The 19,947-nt window shown below is 63.0% G+C and carries 21 protein-coding genes; 14 read left to right on the top strand and 7 right to left on the bottom strand.

Features of this window, described 5'->3' with window-relative positions:
- Positions 1 to 109: 109 nt before the first annotated feature.
- A complete protein-coding gene (gene malQ / locus V7D69_RS09910; RefSeq protein ID WP_333605712.1) occupies positions 110 to 2,143 on the bottom strand; it encodes a 4-alpha-glucanotransferase in 2,034 nt (677 codons plus the stop codon).
- A 179-nt stretch (positions 2,144 to 2,322) separates the two neighbouring features.
- On the opposite strand from malQ, the gene V7D69_RS09905 reads away from it, so the two are divergent.
- The 3 genes from V7D69_RS09905 to V7D69_RS09895 are packed head-to-tail and all read left to right on the top strand — an operon-like array spanning position 2,323 to position 3,601.
- A complete protein-coding gene (locus tag V7D69_RS09905; protein WP_333605711.1) occupies positions 2,323 to 3,180 on the top strand; it encodes an arylamine N-acetyltransferase family protein in 858 nt (285 codons plus the stop codon).
- A 20-nt stretch (positions 3,181 to 3,200) separates the two neighbouring features.
- Positions 3,201 to 3,380, top strand: a complete 180-nt coding sequence (locus V7D69_RS09900; RefSeq protein ID WP_324064771.1) for a hypothetical protein — start codon at positions 3,201 to 3,203, stop codon at positions 3,378 to 3,380.
- Positions 3,381 to 3,388: 8 nt separating this feature from the next.
- Complete coding sequence (locus V7D69_RS09895) at positions 3,389 to 3,601, top strand: hypothetical protein (RefSeq protein ID WP_324064770.1); 213 nt, start codon at positions 3,389 to 3,391, stop codon at positions 3,599 to 3,601.
- Positions 3,602 to 3,641: 40 nt separating this feature from the next.
- Here V7D69_RS09895 and V7D69_RS09890 read toward each other — a convergent pair whose 3' ends face one another.
- A complete protein-coding gene (locus V7D69_RS09890) occupies positions 3,642 to 4,298 on the bottom strand; it encodes an alpha/beta hydrolase (protein WP_324062994.1) in 657 nt (218 codons plus the stop codon).
- A 131-nt stretch (positions 4,299 to 4,429) separates the two neighbouring features.
- On the opposite strand from V7D69_RS09890, the gene V7D69_RS09885 reads away from it, so the two are divergent.
- The 7 genes from V7D69_RS09885 (at position 4,430) to V7D69_RS09855 (ending at position 9,985) form a co-directional block, all read left to right on the top strand.
- A complete protein-coding gene (locus V7D69_RS09885; protein ID WP_333605710.1) occupies positions 4,430 to 5,485 on the top strand; it encodes a cysteine desulfurase family protein in 1,056 nt (351 codons plus the stop codon).
- Complete coding sequence (locus V7D69_RS09880) at positions 5,482 to 6,561, top strand: cysteine desulfurase family protein (RefSeq protein WP_333605709.1); 1,080 nt, start codon at positions 5,482 to 5,484, stop codon at positions 6,559 to 6,561. The genes V7D69_RS09885 and V7D69_RS09880 overlap by 4 nt, the downstream gene beginning before the upstream one ends.
- Position 6,562: 1 nt before the next feature.
- Positions 6,563 to 6,895 (top strand): 2Fe-2S iron-sulfur cluster-binding protein, encoded by a 333-nt coding sequence (locus tag V7D69_RS09875; RefSeq protein ID WP_324060843.1) that lies wholly within the window; start codon positions 6,563 to 6,565, stop codon positions 6,893 to 6,895.
- Positions 6,896 to 6,973: 78 nt separating this feature from the next.
- Positions 6,974 to 7,519 carry a DUF1285 domain-containing protein gene (locus V7D69_RS09870; protein ID WP_324060844.1) on the top strand — a complete coding sequence of 182 codons (546 nt, stop codon included), beginning with the start codon at positions 6,974 to 6,976 and terminating at the stop codon, positions 7,517 to 7,519.
- A complete protein-coding gene (locus V7D69_RS09865; RefSeq protein ID WP_333605708.1) occupies positions 7,516 to 8,121 on the top strand; it encodes a CoA pyrophosphatase in 606 nt (201 codons plus the stop codon). The genes V7D69_RS09870 and V7D69_RS09865 overlap by 4 nt, the downstream gene beginning before the upstream one ends.
- A complete protein-coding gene (locus V7D69_RS09860; RefSeq protein WP_333605707.1) occupies positions 8,114 to 9,283 on the top strand; it encodes a CCA tRNA nucleotidyltransferase in 1,170 nt (389 codons plus the stop codon). Before V7D69_RS09865 ends, V7D69_RS09860 begins: the two co-directional genes overlap by 8 nt.
- 48 nt (positions 9,284 to 9,331) lie before the next feature.
- The gene (locus V7D69_RS09855) at positions 9,332 to 9,985 is read left to right on the top strand and encodes a retropepsin-like aspartic protease family protein (RefSeq protein WP_333605706.1); all 654 of its coding nucleotides are present in this window, start codon (positions 9,332 to 9,334) and stop codon (positions 9,983 to 9,985) included.
- A gap of 8 nt (positions 9,986 to 9,993) precedes the next feature.
- Here the strand turns inward: V7D69_RS09855 and parC are convergent, their stop codons facing one another.
- The 3 genes from parC to V7D69_RS09840 form a co-directional block, all read right to left on the bottom strand.
- Positions 9,994 to 12,297, bottom strand: a complete 2,304-nt coding sequence (parC, locus tag V7D69_RS09850; protein ID WP_333605705.1) for a DNA topoisomerase IV subunit A — start codon at positions 12,295 to 12,297, stop codon at positions 9,994 to 9,996.
- A gap of 84 nt (positions 12,298 to 12,381) precedes the next feature.
- Positions 12,382 to 12,900, bottom strand: coding sequence for a GNAT family N-acetyltransferase (locus V7D69_RS09845; RefSeq protein WP_324063236.1), 519 nt, complete (start codon positions 12,898 to 12,900; stop codon positions 12,382 to 12,384).
- Positions 12,901 to 12,938: 38 nt separating this feature from the next.
- Positions 12,939 to 14,135, bottom strand: coding sequence for a PQQ-dependent sugar dehydrogenase (locus V7D69_RS09840; protein ID WP_333605704.1), 1,197 nt, complete (start codon positions 14,133 to 14,135; stop codon positions 12,939 to 12,941).
- Here V7D69_RS09840 and V7D69_RS09835 point away from each other — a divergent pair.
- From V7D69_RS09835 to folP, 3 genes are all read left to right on the top strand, one after another.
- Positions 14,116 to 14,751 (top strand): ribonuclease HII, encoded by a 636-nt coding sequence (locus tag V7D69_RS09835; protein ID WP_324060785.1) that lies wholly within the window; start codon positions 14,116 to 14,118, stop codon positions 14,749 to 14,751. The genes V7D69_RS09840 and V7D69_RS09835 overlap by 20 nt on opposite strands.
- Before the next feature lie 245 nt (positions 14,752 to 14,996).
- Positions 14,997 to 16,130, top strand: coding sequence for a site-specific DNA-methyltransferase (locus V7D69_RS09830; protein ID WP_333605703.1), 1,134 nt, complete (start codon positions 14,997 to 14,999; stop codon positions 16,128 to 16,130).
- 76 nt (positions 16,131 to 16,206) lie between these two features.
- Entirely contained in the window at positions 16,207 to 17,319 is a 1,113-nt protein-coding gene (gene folP, locus V7D69_RS09825; protein ID WP_324060783.1) for a dihydropteroate synthase, read from the top strand.
- Between the two features lie 32 nt (positions 17,320 to 17,351).
- On the opposite strand, the gene V7D69_RS09820 is transcribed toward folP, so the two are convergent.
- Both V7D69_RS09820 and V7D69_RS09815 read right to left on the bottom strand, forming a co-directional pair.
- Complete coding sequence (locus tag V7D69_RS09820; RefSeq protein WP_333605702.1) at positions 17,352 to 18,107, bottom strand: SDR family NAD(P)-dependent oxidoreductase; 756 nt, start codon at positions 18,105 to 18,107, stop codon at positions 17,352 to 17,354.
- Between the two features lie 83 nt (positions 18,108 to 18,190).
- The gene (locus V7D69_RS09815) at positions 18,191 to 19,615 is read right to left on the bottom strand and encodes a sigma-54-dependent transcriptional regulator (protein WP_333605701.1); all 1,425 of its coding nucleotides are present in this window, start codon (positions 19,613 to 19,615) and stop codon (positions 18,191 to 18,193) included.
- A 202-nt stretch (positions 19,616 to 19,817) separates the two neighbouring features.
- Between V7D69_RS09815 and V7D69_RS09810 the strand changes: the two genes are divergently transcribed.
- Complete coding sequence (locus tag V7D69_RS09810) at positions 19,818 to 19,943, top strand: aa3-type cytochrome c oxidase subunit IV (protein WP_324064708.1); 126 nt, start codon at positions 19,818 to 19,820, stop codon at positions 19,941 to 19,943.
- The last annotated feature ends 4 nt before the right edge of the window (positions 19,944 to 19,947 follow it).

Below are 19,947 nucleotides of genomic sequence, written 5' to 3'. Positions count from 1 at the left end.
CGGGCGCCCCAACGCCGGCCCGATGTTCTCCCTCGTGCCCCTCGCGTCCCCCGGCTCTATCCCGCACTCGCCAGCGGGCGATAAGCCATGCCTCCGCCCCCCCGCTCCCTCAGCCCCCACGCCGCAGATCACGGCCGAGACAAGCCGTGGGCAGAAGGCCGTCCTCCGCCGCCTCCCGCGCTGAAGCCAGCACCTCGATCCGCGCGGCGTTTTCCGGCTTTTCCAATAGATCCGCCAGAGGGGCATCCAGCCGCCGCCGCCAGTTGGGATGTTCGGTCACCGTGCCCGGCAGATTGGGCTGCTCGCGTTCAGCCAGCAGGTCCTCCAGCGGCGCGATCGCCAATTGCGAGGCGGCACTGCCGATATGCCGCAATGCCGCCTCCACCACCGGCTTGGGGTCGTTCGGCGCGGGGCGGGGGGCCGCGTCATGCGTGAGAGTGGCCCAGAGCAGTCCGCGATCCCAGTCGCGGCGATCGGCTTCTTGCGCAGCGGTGGAATCGACGGGCAGACGGCCCAGGGCCTTCGCCCATTCCAGATCGCGCCCGCTCCACCAGCCGGCGACCGTGGGCGTGTCATGCGTGCCGGTCATGGCGACGCTGCAGGGCGTATAATCGCTCCCGCCGATAAAGCCTTCATCCGCGGCGCGCTCAAACCACAGCACTCGCATGCCCAGCATCTTCTTCTCGGCGATGGCCCCCGCGAAGCCGGGCGGCATGGTGCCGAGATCCTCAGCGATAATCAGCGCCTTGGCCCTGTGCGCTTCCAGAGCGGCGAGGCGAAGCAGGTCCTGGAAAGGGTAAGCCAGATAAGCGCCGGCGTGCGATGCCTCGCCTTCGGGCACCACCCATAGACGCGAAAGGCCGAAGGCGTGATCGATTCGCAGACCGCCCGTCAGGCGGAGCGCAGCGCGAATGGTTTCGATCCATGGGGCATAGCCGCTGCGTTTCAAACCTTGCGGCGAAAAACCGGTAAGCATCCAGTTCTGCCCGTGCGGCCCAAGCGGATCGGGCGGCGCGCCGATGGTAAGGCCCTGCAGCATGGCATCGCGCATGGACCAACTGTCAGCGCCGCCGGGATGAACCCCCACCGCCAGATCGGCCAGCAGGCCGATGGCCATACCAGCCTCTCGCGCATGAGCCTGCACTTTCGCCAGGCTTTCACGCGCCAACCACTGGACGAAAAGGTGAAACTCCACCTCACGCGCGTTTTCGGCCGCGAAAACGGCAACCGCGCCGTTTTCCGGATCGCGATAGGCTTCGGGCCACTCTTGCCAGCCGTTCGCGCCTGTTGCTCGGAAATGCACGTCCAGTGCGTCGAACAGGGCCTGGCGCCGCAATCCGCCCCCGTATGAGGCATTGTCGCGAGAGACGCGGCCGTGGACGGCATCGTCAAGGCTGTCAAACAGCGCTCGAAGGTCCGCCAGCCGTTTGGGCAAAGCGTCTGCCCAGTTGATGAGCGCGCCGCCTTGTCGCGCCGGAATAGGGGGCAGGTCCAGCAACTCCGGGGCGCCCATTGCTGCATTAAGATAGAGTCGGCTGGACGGGGAGTAAGGGGAGAAGTCGTTCCCGTTGCCGGGAAACAGCGCGTGCACGGGGTTGATCGCCAGCACGTCCGCCCCGCGGTTTGCGAACAGGCGCACAGCGTCGTCCAGGTCGCCGAAATCCCCGAAGGGATGCATAGTCTCTCCGCGCAGGGCCGGGATCTGGATCGCCGGTCCCCAGAGCTTGCCCGGCGCGAAATCGTTGATGGTCGGGCAACTTTTCGGCGCAACCGCCAGCGTTACGTCATGGCCCCCGAAGGAGAGGCGGTAATAGCCGGGGCGTTCGACTGGGGGCAGAACCCAGTCCTTCACCGGGATTGCCCTGGTCACGCCGTCCTCCCCCGTCAACTCGGCGCGGCAGAGGCCGGGGGAAAGCGGCGTCGAGATGCCTACTTCCGTGACGATCATTTTCGGCGGCTGACAATGTTCGGCTTCGATCTGAAGCAGACTGTGTGCGATTTCGGCTGCGTTTTGCGCAGGATATCCCAGCGCCGTCGCGATCATGGCCAAGGAGGCATCGGATACGCTCTGCGCCGTCCCTTCGACAGACCGCCATTGGCGCGCGATGCCGATCGCTTCGGCGAGCCTGTGCAATGGCTCCATGTTCGCCTCCCTTCGCGGGAGAACGGTGGGTTCCCGCTGAAACGCCTGAGCTTAGCGCTGCTACGGCATAGCGGCAATGCGAGGGGACAGGTCGATCGCCTGCCCGCTTCCAGACTTTTTTCCGAGTGGTTGAGGCGCCTCATTGCCTGTCGAAGATGTCACGGGCTAATCAGGAGGCCATGGATATTGACCGCTACCTCGATCGGATCGGCCTTCGTTCCCGGCCTGGCCCAAACGCCGATGATATCGCGGTGTTGCAAGCGGCCCACCGTCTCTCCATCGGTTTCGAAAATCTCGATATCCCGCTGGGTCGCGGCATCCGGATCGATGCGGAAAGCGTGTTTGACAAGCTGGTCGCGCGCGGCCGGGGCGGTTACTGCTTCGAGCAGAACCGTCTCTATGCGGACGTGCTGACCCGGCTCGGCTTTCCCAATCGTACACTCCTGGCGCGGGTGCGATTGGGAATGCCCCAAGGCATTACGCCCCCTCGCACACACGCTTGCCTGCTGGCCCAGATCGATGGGCGGTCCTGGCTTGCGGATGCGGGCTTTGGCGGCAGCAACGTCCCGCCATTGCCGCTGGTCGATGGCGCCCAGGCCGCGACCGCCGATGGCGCCCGGCATCGGCTGCGCCTTATAGGCGAGGCCGGATCCATGGGAGGGCAATGGATGCTTGAACGTGCGGGGCCGCCTTCGGCAACCGATGGCCGCGCCGAGGGGCATCTGGGCTGGCAGGCGCAATATACCTTCGACCTTTCCGATGTGGCGCTGGAAGATCTTGAGCAGGCCAACCACTGGACGGCAACCCGGCCCGGCACGCGCTTCACCTCTCTCCACATCGCCAGCATTCCACTCGCCGACGGTTTCGCCTCGATGGTCGACCGGGAGTTGACCGTCCATCGCGCAGGCCGAACGGAGCAGCGGATCATTGCGGATGCGGCAGATTACGCACAAACCTTGAGGGATCTATTCCGCATTGCGCTGACTGAGAAAGAGGTGGCGGGATTGACTCTGTTCACCCCGGCCGACAATCGTTGAGGGTATGCGGGAGACAGGAAATGGCCGATCCGGTAATCATCGCATGCCCGACTTGCGCATCGCTTAACCGGGTGCCGCGCGATAAATTGGCCGACGGCGGCAAATGCGGGCGTTGCCATTCCATCTTGTTCAACGGTCACCCGGTCATATTGACCGCCGCCAATTTTAAAGCGCACGCGCGGCTCCGCCGTTCGCGCTAGGCGAAGGCATGGACATAGCTCTTTCGCTCGTCATGCTGACCGTGATAGCCTTGATTCTGGGCGCGGTAGCGCTGCTGCGGCGTGGCGGCCACGGCAGGCAGGCGGCGTTGATGCTGGCGCTTGCGGCAATCATGGCGATCAATCTCGCCATCTGGGTGTTGCCGATGCACAACGGAACGTCTCTTTCGCGCGAGGCGCAAAAGGAACAGGCGCCGAAGTGAACCTCGACGCCTGATGCAATTTTACGGGACGGGCGCCTGGTTATTTAATCGGGCAATCCGGCGAGAGGCGCATGTCGAGATAATTGTCGACCGAGCGCATCAGGTCATCGACTTCGTTCTCGAAGAAATGGTTTGCGCGCGGGATCTCATCATGATGAATGGTGATGTGCCGTTGCGTGCGCAGCTTGTCGACGAGCTTTTGCACCGCGCTTGGCGTGACGACGGTGTCAGACGCGCCCTGAACGATGATGCCTGAGGCGGGACAAGGCGCCAGGAAGCTGAAGTCATACATGTTGGCCGGCGGCGCCACGGAAATGAAGCCGCGAATTTCCGGCCGGCGCATCAAGAGTTGCATGCCGATCAGCGCGCCGAAGGAATAACCGGCGATCCAGGTGGTCGATGCTTCCGGGTGAATCGACTGCACCCAGTCAAGCGCGGCGGCGGCGTCGGACAGTTCGCCCACGCCGTTGTCGAAGCTGCCCTGACTGCGCCCTACGCCTCGGAAATTGAAGCGCAGGGTGGCGAAGCCGCGATTCACGAAGGTCTTGTAAAGATGCTGCGTGATGCGGTCGTTCATCGTGCCCCCGGCCTGCGGATGGGGGTGAAGGATCATGGCTACCGGTGCGCGAGAACGGGGAGCGGGTTGGAACCGGCCTTCAAGGCGACCTTCGGGACCGGGAAAAATGACTGCGGGCATCGCTTTTTCTTGCCTGACCTGTTGAAACTCCCGCCCGGCGACAGCGAACGGGGTCGCCTGACGCCTGCGGGAGTGGAAAAAGGAAGGCTCGGTATATAGAAACCTTTGCCTTGAAAACAACGTTGCAAGCGATGCCTTCAAAACGAACTTATCTTGACCATGCCGCGACGACGCCGATGCTGCCCGAGGCACGCGATGCCTGGCTGGACGCTGCTGCGATCTGGGCCAATCCATCCAGCCCTCACGCAGAAGGCCGTGCGGCGCGCGCGGCGCTGGAAAACGCGCGCGAGCGCGTGAGGGGGGCGTTGGGGTGGAACGGCGAGGTGATCTTTACTTCGGGCGCGAGCGAAGCGCTGACAATCGGGCTCACGCGGGCGAAGGCGCAGCGTAGGCTCGTCTCGGCCGTGGAACATGACGCGGTGTTTCGCGCGGCGCCGGATGCAGAGGAACTGCCTGTCCGCAATGGCGAAGTCGGGGAAGAGAATCTGAAAGAGGCTCTGGCCAGGCCGGGAAGCGCGGTGGTGGCCATTCAATCGGTCAATTCGGAAACGGGCACTCATCTCCTGACGAGCGATTGCGATTTTCCAGCGCAAGCCGTGCGGGCGGCTGGAGGGCTGCTACTGGCGGACTGCTCGCAGTCGGCCGCAAAATATCCTCTGCCTGAAGCCGACATGATCGTGATTTCGGCGCATAAGCTGGGCGGCCCGGTGGGGATCGGCGCGTTGTTGGTCCGCGATTTCTCCATCCTGAAGCCCAGCGGCGGGCAGGAGCGCGGATACCGCGCCGGGACCGAGAATTTACCCGGAGCGATGGCATTCGCCACAGCGCTGGAAGCCATGAACATGGACAGTTGGGCGACGACTGCAGAAGAACGGCTTGGTTTCAGAGATGCGCTTGGCCGTTACGGTCAGGTGCTTTGCCCCGGCCCGCAGTGTTCCCATATATTCGCGGTGGCCGCACCAAAGCTTTCGGCCAATGCGATGCTGGTTCGCATGGATGCGCTGGGATTTGCGATTTCGGCGGGAAGCGCGTGCTCATCGGGAACGCTCAAGCCGAGCCGGGTTCTCCAGGGCTTCGGGATTGATCCCGATCTTGCCCGGCGAACGGTGCGCATCAGCGTCGGTTGGAGCACCAAGCCCGAGGAGCTTGATGCCTTTGCAGAGGCTTGGGGTCAGGTGAACGCATGATCTATCTCGATTACCAGGCGACCACCCCGCTTGCCCCGGAAGCGCGTGAGGCCATGCTGCCCTGGCTTAGCGGGCCAGAAGCGATGGGCTTCGCGAATCCTCACAGTCCGCACCGTCCGGGGCGCGCGGCCGCTGCTGCAGTGGAGGTCGCGCGTGAGCAGGTTGCCCTGCTGTTGCCGCCGGGAGGCCGCGTGATCTTCACTTCAGGAGCTACCGAAGCGATCAACCTGGGTCTCAGCGGCAGCGGTGCGCGGCGGCTTGCCGTCTCAGCGATCGAGCATGCGGCGGTGCTGGATACCGCGCGGGTCCTTGATCCAGCCGTGGACGTGATTTCGGCCAATGTCGAAGGGCTGATCGATCCATGGACACCCATTGCTGACGACATCGGCCTCGTCGCGGTCATGCAAGTCAACAACGAGATCGGGACGATCCAGCCGGTGGAGCAATTGGCCGATCGAGTTCATGCCGCCGGCGCGTTGTTCCTGTGCGATGCGGTGCAGGGAGCGGGCAAGCTTTCCGTGCCGACTAACGCCGATATGATCGCGATTTCCGCGCACAAGCTCTATGGCCCCAAGGGAATCGGAGCCTTGTGGGTCCGGGATGGGCTGGAACTGAGGCCCCTGATTCACGGCGGCGGGCAGGAGCAGGGTATACGGTCCGGCACGCTTAGCCCGGCACTCTGCGCCGGTTTTGGCGCCGCCGCTGCGTTGGCGAAGAAACGGATGGAAGTCGACACTGCTCTGGTTGAGGATTTGTGGACTCGCGCGCGGAAGATCTTGTCGCGCTGGACCTTGAACGGCTCAGCCACGCGTCGCTGGCAGGGCAACCTCAATCTGTGCTTGTCTGGGCTCGATGTGTCGCGCCTGATGTCGGATCTGCGCGACATAGCACTTTCCGCCGGCTCGGCTTGCGCCAGCGGTTCGGGCAGGCCGAGCCACGTGCTGCGCGCGATCGGCCTGTCCGACAAGGATGCCAAAGCCTCTATCCGTGTCGGATTTGGAAGATATACTAACGCCGGGGAGCTTGAGGATGCCTGCGCGAGAATAGATGCCGCTGCTGCGGCGCAGGGAGTCTGAATTGGTAAGCGTAGTCTTTGTTACTGCCCAGGGCGCGCGAATCACGGCGCATGCGGAAGCCGGCGACCGGCTGCTGGAAGTGGCGCAGAACGCGGGAATGCCGCTGGAGGGAACGTGCGAAGGGCAGATGGCTTGCTCTACCTGCCATGTCATTGTCTCGCCCCAGTGGTTCGACAAGCTGCCCGCCGCCTCGAACGAAGAGGAGGACATGCTGGATCTTGCGGCCGGAGTCTCGCGGACCAGCCGACTGTCCTGTCAGATCGCCCTGACGGAGGCATTGGACGGCATTGTGGTGCGCATTCCCGGCGAAGCGCGGGATATGCAGATCGGCTGACAGACGCGCCCGGCCTTTCGCCCGTTGGTAAACGATCTGATGCTTGGCGGGGGCGACGCTATCTGGCATCGCAGGGCAATGCCTTACGAACCGCCGCCTGAACTTGCCGGACTCTCGCTTGCCGAAGTGACGGATTGGGCGGCAACGCGCAAGCTGCCGCCCGTCGCGCAGTGGGCGCCGGAAGAGGTTGGTGACAGCGAAATGCGTATCACTGCAGACGGGCGCTGGTTTCACCAAGGCGGCGAAATCCGTCGGCCCGCTATGATACGGGCCTTCGCATCGCTGCTCACGCGCGATGAAGAAGGACGCCACTGGCTGGTCACGCCGACTCAGAAGCTGGCGATTGAGGTTGAGGATGCCGCCTTCATCGCCGTTGACTTGAAGCAGGACGGCGGCGCCGTTGCTTTCCGCCTCAACACCGACGACTTGGTCATCGCCGGGCCCGACCATCCGATCCGGGCCGAAGGCGATCCGGACAGGCCGGCGCTTTACCTGGGCGTGCGCCACGGCACTGAGGCTCGACTCAATCGCAGCACTTACTTCCAGCTGGCCGAAATCGCATTGGAACGCGGCGACCTCTCCGTCGCCAGCGGGGGCGCCTGCTTCTCTCTTTTACCTGCATGAGCACCTTGCATGAAAAGGTCGCCCATCGTTTTGAGGCAGGGCATGCGAAAGAGCCGCCGGTGCTGTGGGCCGATCAACGCTCGTGGGGCATCACTGATTTCAAGCCGGCCGCGGTGCTGATCGCGATCACTGAGCGAGAGCGGCCGGGCATGCTGCTGCTCCACCGGCCATCCAACATGCGGGCTCACCCCGGCCAGATCGCGTTTCCAGGCGGGCGCATCGATGCCGGCGAGACCGCCGTTGAAGCTGCGCTGCGGGAAGCGAATGAAGAACTCGGCATCGATCCGGCGGCGGTGCGCGTGATCGGGACAAGCGACCGTTATCGAACCGGAAGCGGTTATGACATTACGCCGGTCCTCGGCATCGTGCCTCCCGATCTTGCGATTCACCCCAATCCTGCAGAGGTCGCGCAATGGTTCGAGGTCCCTGTCGATTTCGTTCTCGATCCGGCCAACCAAATGACGCGCGCGGTTCATTTTGAGGATCGTCAGCACCAGTTCATCGAGATCACCTGGTCGGACGGGCGGCAGGAACATGTGATCTGGGGCGTCACGGGAGCCATACTTTATAACCTCGCTGCAAGATTGAACTGGCATGACTGACCGGCTTGACGCTCCCTGGATGCACCGCCCGGACATCGCGAAGCTTGTGGCCGCGCTCGACGAAGGCAAGACCCGTTTCGTCGGCGGTGCGGTCCGGGATGGGCTGCTGGGCCTCCCGGTCAAGGATATCGACATGGCCACCGTATTGTCGCCGGACGAGGTGATCCGTCGTCTTGACGCGGCCGGCATTCGCAATGTGCCTACCGGCCTCGAACATGGCACCATCACCGCCGTTTTGCCTTATGGGCCGGTGGAGATCACCACGCTGCGCCATGACGTCAGCACGGATGGCCGTCGGGCCACGATCGCCTTTGCCACCGAGTGGCGCGATGATGCCGCGCGGCGGGACTTTACGATCAACGCGCTTTACGCCGATCCCATCAGCGGTGAAATTTTCGACTGGTTCGGCGGGCGAGACGATCTTGAGAAGGGCCGAGTGCGCTTCATCGGCGATGCCCGTCAACGCATTCACGAGGATCATTTGCGGATCCTGCGTTATTTCCGGTTTCAAGCCAGGTTTGGCTCGCAACCGGCTGACGAAGAAGCGGAATGTGCTTGTTCCGAACTCGCCGCCACACTCAAGGGGCTGTCGCGGGAACGGGTGGGGATGGAGGTGATGAATCTGCTGGGGCTGCCTGATCCGGCGCCGACCGTGCATCGCATGGCAGAGCTTGGGGTGCTGGCTGTGATCCTGCCCGAAGGGGACCCGCAAGCGCTTGCGGCACTGATCGCCGCAGAGCAAGCGCAAGGCGCCCGGCCCGATGCCTTGCGTCGTCTTGCAGCGCTGCTCCCGGCGCAAGTTCCCCTCGCCGAGCAGGTGGCTTCGCGCTTTCGCCTCTCCGCGGCGCAGAAGAAGCGCCTGGCCACAGACGCCGCACGGGACGGGCAACCGGACGATTCCCGTGCGCTCGCTTATCGCTTGGGGCGCGAAAGCGCGCTGGACCGGCTGTTGTTGACCGGATCCGATATCTCGCCGCTGGCGGGTTGGGACATCCCGGTCTTTCCGCTGAAGGGGGGGCGGATCGTGGCACGGGGAATTGGTGCCGGGCCGGAAGTGGCGCGCATCCTTCGCCGGGTCGAGGATCGTTGGATCGCCGAAGGCTTTCCGCCGGAGGCACGCGTGGACGCTCTGTTGGATGAAGAACTCGCACGCCGCCTTTGAGAATGGAGATTGATTTTGGCGTGAGCCAGCACGATCTAATGCTCACGCATGAAGCCCTCAGAAATCACGTCCTATCTGGCCGGTCAACCGCTTCTCGCGCTTGCAATGGCGGCGATTTTCGTGAGCGTGCTGGGCGGTATGTTGCGACGACCCGCTCCAATATTCGGCGGCTTCCTGCGCGGCTTGGGCAATCTTGGCCTATTGGCCGCGCTATTGCTGACGATAGCGCAAGTCACGCGTTTCACCACCGGGTCGGACATGGCCTTGCCGCAACTCGGCATGCCGCGGCAAAGCGTGGAGGGGAACGAAACGCGAGTGCCGATGCAGCCGGACGGTCACTTCTGGATCAGGGCCACCATCAATGGCGTGAAACGCGATTTCCTTGTCGATACCGGAGCGACGCTCACCGCGATCTCGCCCGAAACCGCGGGTGCGGCGCAAGTGCGCGCCAATCCGATCGACAGCTCAGTGCTCATGCATACCGCGAACGGAACGATCGAGGCGCAAGTCGCGACAATCGATGAGCTTCGAATGGGCAATGTGGTCGCTCGTCGGCTTGATGCTGTGGTCGCGCCCGGCCTTGGCGATGCCAATGTAATCGGCATGAACCTGCTCTCGCGCCTCGCAAGCTGGCGGGTGGAGAACAACACGCTGATTCTGGTGCCGCATCACCCGCAGGCAACATCGTCTTCCCGGACTTAGAGCAGATCTCAGAACTTGTTGTCCCTGGGAAAACCGGTGGGTGGCAGGCGGCCGGCCGCGCCTCGCGCCACTTTCCACATAACCATGTCCTTTTCGGTCCGGATGCGGCCACTTTCTCCGCCCATCGTCCACGACAGGCCGTCCTCAAGCTTCAGGGTGATGGCGTCGGACATTCCACCGTCCCGATAGCGTTGCAGGGTAACGCCTTGCCCCTTGGCCAGCACGGGTAGTTCCTCAAGGTTGAAGATCACCAGCTTGCGGTTTTCGCCCACCACCGCGACATGGTCGTGCTCTGGCGGAATTTCGCGCACCACCATCAGGCGCGTACCTGGCTTGGTATTCATCACGCCCTTGCCCTTGCGCGTTTCCGCCAGAAGTTCGTCCGCCTCGGCCGCGAAGCCTCGTCCGGTGTTGGAGGCAAGCAGCAGTTGCGCCTTGGCCCGGTAATGCATGGCGGCGACGATCTGCGCATCGGCGTCGATATCCACCATGGTGCGGATAGGTTCGCCGAAGCCGCGCGCGCCGGGAAGTTTATCGGCGCCTAGAGTATAGAAACGGCCGTTATCAGCGGCGATAAGCAGCTTGTCCGTGGTCTGAGCATGAAAGGCGAAGGCTGGGCCATCGCCTTCCTTGAACTTGAAATCGGCCCCGTTGCCGTTTTCGCCCAGCGCGATGTGCCCGCGCGCCGCCCGGATCCACCCCCGCTGCGAAAGGATCACCGTCACCGGTTCCTTCTCGATCATCGCGTCCATCGAAAATTCGACCGTCGGCCGAGCTTGGGCGATCGTGGTGCGGCGGCGGCCCAGCGCGGTATCCTCGGCATAGTCCTTGCGCAATGCCGTAAGATCGCGCTTCAGGCGCGTGCGTTGGCGGGCCGGGCTTTCAAGCAGTTTCTGCAAGTCGTCCTGTTCTTTCAGCAGGTCCTCGCGCTCCTGCCGCAGCTCCATTTCCTCCAGCTTGCGCAACGAGCGCAGACGCATGTTGAGGATCGCTTCGGCCTGCCGGTCCGTCAGACCGAACTCGGCCATCATTATCGGCTTGGGATCATCCTCCGTTCGGATGATTTCGATGATCCGATCAAGGTTGAGATAAGCGACTATGTAGCCTTCAACCAGTTCAAGCCGCGAGGCGATCTTGTCGAGCCGGTGGCGTGTGCGGCGCAGCAGGATATCGATCTGACTATAGACCCATTCCTGCAGCAGGAGCTTAAGCCCCATGACGCCGGGCGTTCGATGCGAATCCAGCACGTTGAGATTGAGAGTAAACCTGCTTTCAAGATCGGTCAGCCGGTAGAGGCTTTCCTTCAGCAGTTCGGGATCGACATTGCGGCTCTTGGGAACCAGGACGATGCGGATTTCCTCGTCGCTCTCGTCGCGCACGTCCTCCAGGATCGGCAGCTTGCGATCTGCTATGAGCTGAGCGATCTGTTCGATCAGCTTGCCCTTGGCCAGCATGTAGGGGATTTCCGTGACGACCAGCTGCCACTGGCCGCCGCCAAGCTTTTCGACACCGGTGTCCTCCCAGGCGCCGTCCGCATTGCGCCCGGTCGAGAACCGGCCGCGCACTCTAAAGGCGCCCTTGCCGCTTTCATAAGCCGCTGAAATCGCGTGAGCACTATCCACGACCAGGCCGCCGGTGGCGAAATCCGGGCCTTTGAACAACTCCATGAGCTGCTCGTGCTCGGCATGGGGGTTGTCGATCAGCAGCAGGGTCGCGTCGATGATCTCGGCCACATTATGGCTGGGAACTGAGGTCGCCATGCCCACCGCGATCCCGGTGGCGCCGTTGGCCAGAAGATTGGGAAACAGGCCGGGAAATATTTCCGGCTCGCTTTCCTCGCCATTGTAAGTGGGCACGAAATCGACGGTGCCTTCGTCCAGCCCGGCCATGAGCTGTATTGCCGTCTTGGTGAGGCGGGCCTCGGTGTAGCGGTAAGCGGCGGCGTTATCGCCATCGATATTGCCGAAGTTGCCCTGTCCCTGCACCAGCGGATAGCGCAACGAGAAATCCTGCGCGAGGCGGACCATGGCATCGTAGACCGACGCATCGCCATGAGGGTGATATTTGCCGATCACGTCGCCAACGACGCGGGCGGATTTCTTGTAAGCGCTGGCGGGATCGAGCTTCAGCTGGCGCATCGCCCAGAGCAGGCGGCGGTGTACCGGCTTCAGGCCGTCCCGCAAATCCGGCAGGGAACGTGCTGTAATCGTGGACAGAGCATAGACGAGATAGCGTTCCGAAAGCGCCGCGTCGAAAGGCGCATCGACGATGGCGTCGAAGGGATCGGAATTGTCGTCAGTCGTGGTCACCATGGCCGGCAAGTCCTAGCAACGTGACTGATGGAGAGAAACCGGCGGAGGCGAAGTTTTCCGCCGCTCTTTCCTAGTTCGGGTCAGTTAGGCGCGCCAAGGCCCCAGCATGCCCTTTGCCGGCAGCACGGCCGGGTTTTCGCACCGGACCAGCAGGCGACGTTGCTCGAAGGGACCCGGAAGATTCCAACCGCCGGTATGGTGGTTCGTGAAACCCCAGAAACGGCCATAATACTCGGGATCGCCGATCATTACTTGCGGCAGCGGCGCGCGCGAATCGATGCCCGCCAGGCTCGCCGCCATCAACGCCTGCCCATAACCTTGTCCCTGATGGTCCGGCATCACCGCGACCGGGCCGACCATAATCATCGGATGGGGGCGCCCCCCCGGGTCCGTGAGCGCCACCGGCCAACACTGGATGGTGCCTGCTAGCATTTCATCGGCGTCAAGCGCGGCAAAGCTGAGCGCGGGCAGCCAGTCCATTCCTTCCCGCACCTTGTAGGCGGTGCGGGTTCGGCGCTCCGGCTCGAACGCACGGTCAAGCAGTTCCTCGACGAGGGCGGGATCGACGTTGTCGAGCGGGATGAGGGTGGCGGCATCGGACATCGCGCGCGCCGATAGGAGCGGCGCCGGCCTTTGTCGATTCAATTCGCGGCTGGAGCGGGCGTGAGCCGGAGTAGATGCCCACTTTCAGGGGCGGGACCGTCTTCCAGCAGCCAGATGGCGTCATCAGGTCCCTGAACGATCTGCCGTATGCGGTTGTCCAGCGAATAGCGCGCTTCCTCGCTCGCTTTCTCGCCTTCGATCCGCACTCGTACGATGCCAGGAACGGCAAAGGAGGCGATGAGCGCCTGTCCTTTCCAGGCCGGGAACTTGTTTCCGGTGTAGAAGATGAAGTTGCCGGGCGCGATCACCGGGTTCCAGCTGATCGCGGGGGCAGCTAGATCGGGCCGCGTGGAGTGGCGGGGGATGGGCCGTCCATCGTAATTGTCGCCGTTGGAGACCAGTGGCCAGCCGTAATTGCGCCCCGGCTTGATGAGATTGAGTTCGTCGCCCCCTTTGGGCCCGTGCTCCAGCCCCCACAGCCGCCCCAGCGGATCGAAGGCGAGGCCGAGGACGTTGCGATGGCCGTAAGTCCAGATCTGGTTCGTGGGGGATGGCTTGTCGGCGAAGGGGTTGCCGGGAGCGGGGGCGCCGTCCGGCAACAGGCGAATGATCTTGCCCAGGTTGGTGCGTAAATCCTGCGCCGGTGTAAATTTCTGCCGCTCTCCCGAGCTGACGAAGAGGTATCGCCCATCTGGCGAGAAGGCGAGGCGGTGCGAATAATGCCCGCGTCCGGTCACTTTCGGTACTTGCCGCCAGATGACCTTGAGATCTTCCACCTTGCAATTCATCTGCGCCGTGCAAACCAGGTTCGCCCGCCCCACTGCCGCGCCGCGCGTGTCATGCGTGCCGGCCTCAGCCCAACTGAGGTAGACCACCCGTTTATCCAGTTTTGAGCTGGTCTGACCCGGCGCGAAGATGAAGTCGCCAAGACCGCCCTGGCCGCCGTAATCGACCTTCGGAACGCCGCCGACAGTGCCGATTTGCCCTTCAGGCGTCCGATAGCGTAAATGCCCCTTCCTTTCGGTGATGAAGGCGATGCCAGTGCCGCGGTCGAAATCCATGGCCCAGGGTTCGTCGAAACCGGCTATCCGCTCGACCGAAAAAGGTGCGTCCCCCGGCGTGGCGGCGCCAGTCTTTTCCCCGGTCGCGGCGTGGCCGCAGCTTGCGAGCAGGATGGCGGCGGTCGATAGTAAGGGCCGGAAGAATCGCAGGTTCATGTCGGCTACAACGCTCATTTCCCAATCCGGTGCCGCCCGCGCGGAAGGTTTCACCATCGGCGTCGATGAGGCGGGGCGCGGCCCACTTGCGGGACCGGTCGTGGCCGGGGCCGTCGTGCTTTGCAAGCCGCGACCGACGGGGTTGGACGATTCCAAGAAACTCTCCAAAGCGCGCCGGGCGGAACTGGAAGAGAAGATCAAGCGACGCTGCCATTGGGCGGTCGGCGTGGTCGAGGTGGAAGAAATCGAACGGCTCAATATCTTCGGCGCGACGATGCTGGCGATGACTCGAGCAGTTCAGAGCTTGTGCGGACAACTGGGCGAGGAACCCGCGCGCGTGTTGGTGGACGGCAATCTCACTCCGCATGGCCGCGTGATCGAGTGGCGCTGGCATGCTGCAGCGATCGTTGGCGGCGATGCGATAGAGCCTTGCATTTCGGCCGCTTCGATCATCGCCAAGGAACACCGCGACCGCATCATGCGCGAGCTTGCGCTAGCCCATCCCTGTTATGGGTGGGAGCGTAACGCCGGTTACGGCACCCCCGAACATATCGCGGCGCTCCGCCTGCACGGGCCAAGCGTTCACCATCGCCGAACCTTTGCGCCTGTCGCGCAGATCGAGATGAGGTTGTAAGCGGGGGCCGCGGTAAGGACGCGTTTTCAGAAGACGAACAAAATTTTTCGTGCGAGTCTCTTCTGTCACAGGCCCAAGATGTTGAGTCTTTCTCCGTTGATGCGACTCGATATCTTGTGGCGGATTCGTTTTGTTCCCATTTCCAGAAGCTTTCTTAAGCCAGGATTTTCCGCGAGTCGCGGCTTGACGGCGAGTCGCGAAAGAATCACCATGGCGCCAATCCACGGGAATTTATCGGAGCGGTCATGGGACAAGTCTTGGTCAAGGAAAGGATTCGCGCGCGCGCGCCGGCTCCCACGCCGAAGGAGCTGTTGCCGCTCGGCCGCATCATTCCAGGAGACTGCGTGGAGGCGATGCGCACCATTCCCGACGCTAGCGTCGACATGATCTTCGCCGATCCTCCCTATAACCTCCAGCTCGGCGGTGACCTTTCCCGTCCTGACGGCAGCCATGTCGATGCTGTGACGGACGATTGGGACAAGTTCTCAAGCTTCGCCGCGTATGACGCCTTCACTCGTGATTGGCTGGCCGAAGCGCGGCGCGTGCTTAAGCCGGAAGGATCGATCTGGGTCATCGGCTCGTACCACAATATCTTTCGCGTGGGCGCGATCATGCAGGACATGGGCTTTTGGATCCTCAATGATATCGTCTGGCGCAAGGCTAACCCCATGCCCAATTTCAAGGGCACGCGTTTCACGAACGCGCATGAGACGCTGATCTGGGCAGCCATGGGAGAGAAGGCGAGGTACACCTTCAATTACCGTGCAATGAAAACTCTCAACGACGAGCTGCAAATGCGCTCGGACTGGGTTCTGCCCATCTGCGGCGGATCGGAACGGCTGAAGAAGGGGGGGCACAAGGTCCACCCCACGCAAAAGCCGGAGGCGCTGCTTTATCGCGTCATGCTGGCGACGACCAACAAAGGCGATGTCGTGCTTGATCCGTTCTTTGGCACCGGCACAACGGGCGCGGTGGCCAAGCGTCTGGGTCGCGACTGGATCGGTTGCGAGCGCGAGAGCGTTTACCGCGACGCGGCGATCGAACGGATCGAGATGGCTCTGCCGCTAGACGAAAGCGCGCTCACCACCATGCAGAGCAAGCGGAGTGCCCCCAAAGTGGCGTTCGGCACGCTGGTCGAAACCGGCTGGATCGCGGCCGGGACGCAAGTTATGGACAAGAAACGCCGTTTCATCGCCAGCGTACGGGCGGACGGTTCGTTGACGGCAGTTGGGATGGCCGGATCGATTCACAGCCTGGGGGCCCAGGTGCAAGGCGCTGCATCCTGTAATGGCTGGACTTTCTGGCACATCGAACATGAAGGTGAAGTCAAGCCTCTGGATGCGATCCGTCAGCTCTATCTGCTGGCAACCGAGCCGTGAGAAAAAATTCTCGCAAACCTTTCTCGCCACGCTGAACATGTTTCAGCGTAGCGGAAGAACGGGCTAAGGACTTGCCATGACGCGCAAGCTCTACATACGTCCAATCGCCTTTGCCGAAAGTCCGCAAAGCGAGGAGGGGGAGGCCGTTCGCCTTGGTGGTGCGATGGTATGGGCCAACCGCTTCGCGCTGATCGTGCGCGAGGGTGGTCGGATCGTCTCGCGGCACAGGATTGCCGCCGCCGACATGCCGGCAGCGTTGGCCGCGCTTCCAGCCGATCTGGGCGCCGAGGCGGAGGCGCAGTGGGCGAACTTGCGCAAGGTGCATGCTCCGCTCCAATGCGGTGCACGCACGATCCGGCTGGACCAGCCCCAAGTCATGGGCATCCTCAACATGACGCCGGACAGCTTTTCCGACGGTGGCGAGTTCCTGGACAATCCGCAGGTCGCCGGGGGGCACGCGGCCGTAATGCTGGAAGCGGGCGCGGCGATCGTCGATGTGGGCGGGGAGTCCACGCGCCCCGGCGCGGCCGCAGTGTGGGAAGGGGACGAGCTCCGGCGGGTGGAGCCAATGGTTGAACGGCTCGCAGCCATGGGCGCTGCGATCAGCGTCGACACTCGGCGCCCGGCGGTTATGGAAGCGACATTGGCGGCCGGCGCGCACATCATTAACGATGTCTCGGCATTGCGGTACGATCCGCGCAGCATCGAACTCGCCGCCGCTTCGAACGTGCCCGTGGTGTTGATGCATGCACCAGGCATGGCAGACGATCTGCATTCGAATGGCGATTATACAGATGTCGTGCTTGATGTGTTTGATTGGCTGGCCGCCAGGCGGGCTGAAGTCACAGCTGCGGGTGTGACGCCGGAGAACGTCATCCTCGATCCCGGCATCGGTTTCGGCAAGTCCGTGGCGGAGAACCTTGCGTTGATGAACGCGCTGCCGTTGTTCCACGCCCTTGGCCAGCCGTTGTTGGTCGGCGCCAGTCGCAAACGCATGATCGGCGCGCTTTCAGGCGAAGCGTCTCCGCACCAGCGCCTTGGCGGTTCCATCATGCTGGCGATCAAAGCCGTGGAAGCCGGCGCCCATATCGTGCGCGTTCATGATGTGCCGGAAACTATTCAGGCCGTCCGCGTCTGGCGGGGGCTGCGGGATGCAGCGCTGACCGATTTTTCGCAGATGAGGGGCTGAGAGGCGGGGGAGCAGGTTAAGTTATATCAGGTCTACAAGCTGTATCCACCATCGCTTACCAGTACGGTGCCGGTGATCGTCGCCGCGGCGTCCGAAAGAAGGAAGCCGATTTGCGCCGCGATTTCCTCCGCGCGGGCATAGCGGCCGAGCGGAGTGGCCATTCGCCCAAGGGCTGCGATCGCTGCTTTGCGACTGCCCTCCTGGTCGACCAGGTCGCGAAACATCGGTACTTGATCCCAGATCGGCGTGTCGACGCCGCCCGGGGCGATGGCGTTGACGCGTATGCCTTGCGCCGCGCCTTCTTTCGCCGCCACTTTGGCAAGCTGGATAACGCCCGCTTTGCTTGCGGCATAAGCGGCGGTGCCCGGCTCGGCCTTGATGCCGCTGATTGAAGCCGTCTGCACGATGCTGCCGCCCGAGGCCGCCATTGCGCGCATCGCGTATTGGAGCGAAAGCATCATCCCGTCGAGGTTGGCCGCCATGACCTGCCGCCATTGTAGGAAGTCGATGTCGACAAGCGGGGCGGCATCTGCCCGACCCGCGTTCAGCACCGCCAAATCCAGGGTGTCGCAGCCCTCGGTTGCACGATGCCAAAGCTCGGGATCGGCAACATCGCCGGCGAGACGCAAGGTTTCGCGGCCGGTGTCCAGTCGTTCAAGACGCTCGGCGTCGAGATCGACCAGAACGAAGCGCCCAATTCCTTGCGCTGCCAGCCAGCTGACGCTGGCGGCACCGATGCCGGATGCCGCTCCGGTGACGAGCACGGTCTTGTTCTGGAAACCGGGCATGGAAATCCTCGGGAAATGGCGTGCGGAAGGGATCGCGGGAGCAAATTTCGGGAAGGTCCCGCAATTTCCGGACTGTGATCCGGTTAAGCGGCGTTGTCGATCCCGAGTTCGCTCAGCTTGCGGTAAAGGGTGGAGCGGCCGATACCGAGACGCCGCGCCACTTCCGTCATCCGTCCACGATAAAGGCCGATAGCAAGACGGATCACGTCAGCTTCGATCTCGTCCAGCGGCCGCAAATTGCCGTCCGGCGTATAAAGCATCACGCCTGAACTTTCCTGCATCGGATTGCCGGCGACGTGGGATGACCCTGTGCCAAGGATGTTGAGAAGCTGTGGAAAATCCTCGGAAGTCAGGGCGTCGCCGTCGCAGAATACGGCTGCGCGGAACAGCACGGCCTGAAGTTGGCGCACGTTGCCCGGCCAGTCGTAAGCCGCCAGCAGGGACAGCGCGCCGTCCGTGATGCCGAGTTCGCGCAAGCCCGGCTGCTCGCCGATGCGGGCCAGGAAGAACCGGGTGAGGGCGGGGATGTCGCCGATTCTTTCACGCAGCGGCGGCAGGAGCACCTTGGTGATGGACAGCGCTTCGAGAAGATCAGGAAGGAAATGCCCCTCGGCGACAAGATCCTGAAGCGGCAGGTTGCTGGCCGCTATGACGCGCACGTCAATGCGGAATGAATAAGGTGCGCCGATCGGGCGGACATCGCTCTTGCGGATCGATTGGAGCAGGCGCTCCTGCACCGATAGGGGCAGGCGGTCCACTTCATCCAGCGCCAGCGTGGCCCCGTCGCAATGCTGGAGCGCGCCGATTTGCCGATCGAATGCGCCGGGAAATGCGCCCTTTTCATGTCCGAACAACACGGATTCAATCGAATTGGCGGGCAGTCCGCCCACGTTCACGATCCTGAGCGGCATCTTAGCGCGCGAGGAGGCAGCATGCATCGCGCGAATCAGCATTTCCTTGCCGGCTCCGCTCTCTCCCTCGATCAATACGGGCCCATGTCCGCGCGCGGCCTTGGCGGCAACCGCCAGCGCCTTGCGGAAATTGGGAGAGGCCCCGATCATCGATTCGAAATCCGGGTTGGACGGCATCTTTTCCGTCAGCGGGGCAAGTTCATCGCGCGGCGCTTCTCGCGTGGTGGCGGACCGCAGCGCATGCATCAGCCGATCAGGCGCGACCGGCTTGACGAGATAGTCCGTAGCGCCCGCGCGCATGGCTTCCACGGCGAGCAGCGGTGAAGTGCTCGTCGTCAGCATCAGGATCGGCAAGGCCGGGCGTCGCGATTTGAGTTCCGAGATCAGAGCGCAGGCGTCCTCGCCCGGCACCCATTGATCCAGGACGATGGCGGAAAGTTGCATGCCCTGGCGTGTGCCCAGGGTAGCGATGGCCGTTTCGGCGTCGCGAACGATGACGGTGCGCCAGCCCTCCCGCCCCGCCAAGGCGGAGATGAGGCGGCTCTGAGCCGGTTCGTCGTCGATCAGCATGAGAAGGCGTTGGTCAAGTTCCGCCATTGTATGCCGCTTTGTCCTGCCTCCTCGAGTGGTGCGATCTGACATAGGCCAATCGGGTAAAGACGGAATTAAGGCTGAATTACAGTCAGGGTTTTCATTGGGTGCGGTCGGATATTGCCTGTTGCCGTGCTTCGCACTTGAGCGGCCGGCCGGCCCCGGCTAGAGCAGGGCCACCAAACGAACTTGAAGGGGAATGGAGTTCATGGCTTCCGGCAACGACATGAAGGCGCATCGGGAAACCTATGAGGGCTTTCTCAGGTTTGTGACCTGGGGGGTCGGCATCTGCGCCGTGGTTGTCGCAATCGTCGTCAGCCTGATCGCATCCTGACCGG

The organism is Novosphingobium sp. (assembly GCF_036733805.1).
GTDB lineage: Bacteria > Pseudomonadota > Alphaproteobacteria > Sphingomonadales > Sphingomonadaceae > Novosphingobium.
This window is presented reverse-complemented; position numbering and strand designations above follow the sequence as displayed.

Bases quoted from the DNA above. Each gene is read 5' to 3' on its own strand.
- malQ (WP_333605712.1), bottom strand. From the start codon at position 2,143: ATGGAGCCATTGCACAGGCTCGCCGAAGCGATCGGCATCGCGCGCCAA.
- V7D69_RS09905 (WP_333605711.1), top strand. From the start codon at position 2,323: ATGGATATTGACCGCTACCTCGATCGGATCGGCCTTCGTTCCCGGCCT.
- V7D69_RS09900 (WP_324064771.1), top strand. From the start codon at position 3,201: ATGGCCGATCCGGTAATCATCGCATGCCCGACTTGCGCATCGCTTAAC.
- V7D69_RS09895 (WP_324064770.1), top strand. From the start codon at position 3,389: ATGGACATAGCTCTTTCGCTCGTCATGCTGACCGTGATAGCCTTGATT.
- V7D69_RS09890 (WP_324062994.1), bottom strand. From the start codon at position 4,298: ATGCCCGCAGTCATTTTTCCCGGTCCCGAAGGTCGCCTTGAAGGCCGG.
- V7D69_RS09885 (WP_333605710.1), top strand. From the start codon at position 4,430: ATGCCTTCAAAACGAACTTATCTTGACCATGCCGCGACGACGCCGATG.
- V7D69_RS09880 (WP_333605709.1), top strand. From the start codon at position 5,482: ATGATCTATCTCGATTACCAGGCGACCACCCCGCTTGCCCCGGAAGCG.
- V7D69_RS09870 (WP_324060844.1), top strand. From the start codon at position 6,974: ATGCCTTACGAACCGCCGCCTGAACTTGCCGGACTCTCGCTTGCCGAA.
- V7D69_RS09865 (WP_333605708.1), top strand. From the start codon at position 7,516: ATGAGCACCTTGCATGAAAAGGTCGCCCATCGTTTTGAGGCAGGGCAT.
- V7D69_RS09860 (WP_333605707.1), top strand. From the start codon at position 8,114: ATGACTGACCGGCTTGACGCTCCCTGGATGCACCGCCCGGACATCGCG.
- V7D69_RS09855 (WP_333605706.1), top strand. From the start codon at position 9,332: ATGAAGCCCTCAGAAATCACGTCCTATCTGGCCGGTCAACCGCTTCTC.
- parC (WP_333605705.1), bottom strand. From the start codon at position 12,297: ATGGTGACCACGACTGACGACAATTCCGATCCCTTCGACGCCATCGTC.
- V7D69_RS09845 (WP_324063236.1), bottom strand. From the start codon at position 12,900: ATGTCCGATGCCGCCACCCTCATCCCGCTCGACAACGTCGATCCCGCC.
- V7D69_RS09835 (WP_324060785.1), top strand. From the start codon at position 14,116: ATGTCGGCTACAACGCTCATTTCCCAATCCGGTGCCGCCCGCGCGGAA.
- V7D69_RS09840 (WP_333605704.1), bottom strand. From the start codon at position 14,135: ATGAGCGTTGTAGCCGACATGAACCTGCGATTCTTCCGGCCCTTACTA.
- V7D69_RS09830 (WP_333605703.1), top strand. From the start codon at position 14,997: ATGGGACAAGTCTTGGTCAAGGAAAGGATTCGCGCGCGCGCGCCGGCT.
- folP (WP_324060783.1), top strand. From the start codon at position 16,207: ATGACGCGCAAGCTCTACATACGTCCAATCGCCTTTGCCGAAAGTCCG.
- V7D69_RS09820 (WP_333605702.1), bottom strand. From the start codon at position 18,107: ATGCCCGGTTTCCAGAACAAGACCGTGCTCGTCACCGGAGCGGCATCC.
- V7D69_RS09815 (WP_333605701.1), bottom strand. From the start codon at position 19,615: ATGGCGGAACTTGACCAACGCCTTCTCATGCTGATCGACGACGAACCG.
- V7D69_RS09810 (WP_324064708.1), top strand. From the start codon at position 19,818: ATGGCTTCCGGCAACGACATGAAGGCGCATCGGGAAACCTATGAGGGC.